Source organism: Acidimicrobiales bacterium (genome assembly GCA_036273495.1).
GTDB lineage: Bacteria > Actinomycetota > Acidimicrobiia > Acidimicrobiales > JAJPHE01 > DASSEU01.
Genome location: DASUHN010000140.1, coordinates 1 through 2,823, shown reverse-complemented (window position 1 = coordinate 2,823; position 2,823 = coordinate 1). Strand labels below are relative to the sequence as shown.

The following is a 2,823-nucleotide window of genomic DNA, read 5'->3' as shown; positions in this document are numbered from 1 at the left end:
GGCGGTCGTTTCGGAGGGTCACCACCTCGTCGCCCACGCCGACACGCTGGTTGCCCAGGGCCACGCCCGTGGGTTCCACCTCGCCTGCCGCCACCCGGGCGGCCCGGGCCCGCCGGGCCAGCTCGTCGACTGTGGCGTGATCCGACGCGGACATGATCACCGGACGCCCCGCGCCCCGATGGTCGGACCAGGCTTCGAAGGCCGAGTCGAGGACCTTCTCCCGCTCCCCACCGGAGATCCGGCCGTGGCGGGCGTAGGTGGACAGGACGGCTGGGTCCCGGGCCCGAAGGGCCAGGCTGGCATTCGCCTCCCAGGCGGCCGCGAAGCGCCGCACGGTGCCCACCTCGATGCCCCGGTCGGCGGCCATGAGCCGGAATAGTCCACCCGGGCCGACCGGGCCGAGCTGGGCCGGATCCCCGACCAGGACCACCTTGCCGCCGGCCGAGCGGGCGGCGTCGATGACCACGGCCAGCTCGTCGGTGCGAGCCATGCCGGCTTCGTCGATGACCACCACCGAGCCGGATTGGACCTGGGACTTCCCGAACCGGGCCCCGAAGGCGAAGCTGGCCAGGGTGTCGGCCCTGATTCCCGACTCCTCGGTGAGCACGGAGGCAGCCATGGCGGAGGGAGCGAAACCCACCACGGGCGTTCCGGCGTCCTCGTAGGCCGAGCGCAGGACCCGGAGCAAACGGGACTTGCCCACCCCGGCGGCCCCGGCCACCACCGAGATGGCCTCGGGATTGAGCGTCACCCGCCGCACGGCCTCGGCCTGGTCGGAGCCGAGGGGACACCGGGTGAGGGCGAGGTCGACGTCGCGAGGCTGGGGCCGGGGCACACGAGGGTCGAGGGCCGTCGCGGCGTCGAGCACGACCGCCTCGGCCCGCAGCACAGCCGAGGTGGCGTACAGGGCCGCCCCGTGGCGCTCGGACGCCATGAGGCCGTCGGACCGCAGAGCCGCTTGAGGCGGGTCGAGCAGTCGGACGGGAGTGAGGGCCAGCACCTCGGGATGGGCCAGCACCCGGTCGGTCAGCCCCTCGATCTCGGCGAGGGTCTCCTTGGCCCCGACGCCGGACGGGACCAGGGCGGCGGCCACCGCCTCGCTGACCTGTGCCCGCCCGAAGGTGGCCGGCCCCTCGGCCAGCAGGGCCAGGGCCCTCTTCTCGACCTGGGCGGGTGACAGCGACGGCCGCCGCTGGAAGCCGAAAACGTCGTCCCGCCAGCGCCCGAACTCCATGCCGAGCGAGCGGGCCTCGGCCTGCCAGCGTGAGCGCAGCTCGACCGTCGCAGTGTCGGCGTCCCGTTTCGTCGGACGGGTCTGGAGGGTGGCCATCTCTGCTGCCTCGACCCGCTCTCCCGGAGTGAGCGTCCGGCCGAGGGCCACCTCGCGCTCGGCCACCAGCACGGCGGTGCGGGCCTTGACCGCCATCGACCGGGATGACCAGTGCCCGGCCAGCTCCCTCGGGACGCCTTGGATCTCCGCGATGCCGTTGGCATCCACCGTCGTCCACGAGACACGCATGAAGACGGTGAGCTCGGAGCGAAGCGCGGCCTTGTAGATCATCCCCGCCGCCTTCTGGACGGCGTCGCACCTTCCCAGGGCATCCCCGATGCAGGGGTGTGTTGACTCTGACCCTGTTATTGCGCAAGCAGGCGGGCGCTACAACCGAATCTTCGTATTCGGTATGTCACGGCCAGTGGCGGTCTGTTGAGGGACCAACTGCTGGGGTTAACAGCTCGACGCTGTGCGCGCGGGCGAGTGGTGGCGCGAAGCTCCGAACGAATCCGGTCGGGCTTCGGATCGAAGCTCAGGTGTCGGCGGGAGCGTGGTGAAGGCTGCGCACCAACGTGGCCTGGTCCAGCTCGATGGCGACGACCCCGTTCGCCTCGACGGCGGCGACCGTCCCCAGACAGCGGTTGCCCTCGTAGTCGCCCGTGCGCACCCGGGCCCCTACCTCGGCCAGGTCCTCGGAGCTGAAGAACCGGCGCAGGGTCAGGACCCGGCCGGCGTCGTCCGTGTCGTGGTAGTCGACCCAAACATCCATGTCCTCGGACATCACATCCTCACCGGGGGTCAAGGTTACCGTGCACCGGGGTTCGGGATCGGCGGCCCGAAGGCGTCCCGGAGGCGGGCCAGCGTCGGGAACTCGGCGTCCGGCAGCCGCAGGGTGTAGTGCGGAGGGGCCCCGGTGGCGATCAGCTCGCATCCCAGGGCCCGAACGGCGGCCGCCGTCGAGCGCCGCACGACGGAGTACACGCGCAGCGCCGGCGCGGCGAGGACCAGCTCCCGGAAGCCGAGGCTCGGGCTGGCGAAGACAGACACTCCGGGGTAGCCGAGGTCGGCTTCAGTCCGCTGGGCGGCCAGGGCCAGGTCCCTGGCGAGCATCGCGCCTCCGCGCACGACGATGGCGCTGTCGGGAAGGCCGGGCTCGGACCGCAGCGTCAGAGGCATGCCTGTGCCTCCGACTGGCCTCCAGTGTCCGCCACAGACCGCATCGAAGAAATCGCCAAAGAAAAACCAGGCGTCACTGCAGCCAACAACAGATCACAGCCCGACACAGCGCGTCACCGGACGTCACGAACGGACGGGTTTCCCGGCCGATGCCGGTGAAACCGGCCCTGTTGTCGCGCCGATAATTCACTCACGAGCAAGGAGGGAGCGTGTCGGACAAGGACAAGCCCGAGCAGATGCAGCTGCCGGTCCTGATCGACATCAAGACCGTGGCGAAGCATCTCAACGTGACCGAGCGCCACGTGCGCCGTCTGGTGCTCGAGCGCCGCATCCCGTACGTGAAGTGGGGCCATCTGGTCCGCTTCGACGAGCGA

3 protein-coding genes are annotated in these 2,823 nt (G+C 71.0%); all 3 read right to left on the bottom strand.

Annotated features, from left to right (window positions below; genetic code table 11):
- The coding region (locus tag VFW24_06010; GenBank protein ID HEX5266309.1) for an AAA family ATPase at positions 1-1,561 on the bottom strand (1,561 nt) is incomplete at its 3' end.
- A gap of 244 nt (positions 1,562-1,805) precedes the next feature.
- Positions 1,806-2,054, bottom strand: coding sequence for a hypothetical protein (locus VFW24_06005; protein HEX5266308.1), 249 nt, complete (start codon positions 2,052-2,054; stop codon positions 1,806-1,808).
- Between the two features lie 23 nt (positions 2,055-2,077).
- Complete coding sequence (locus VFW24_06000; GenBank protein ID HEX5266307.1) at positions 2,078-2,449, bottom strand: hypothetical protein; 372 nt, start codon at positions 2,447-2,449, stop codon at positions 2,078-2,080.
- Positions 2,450-2,823: the final 374 nt, after the last annotated feature.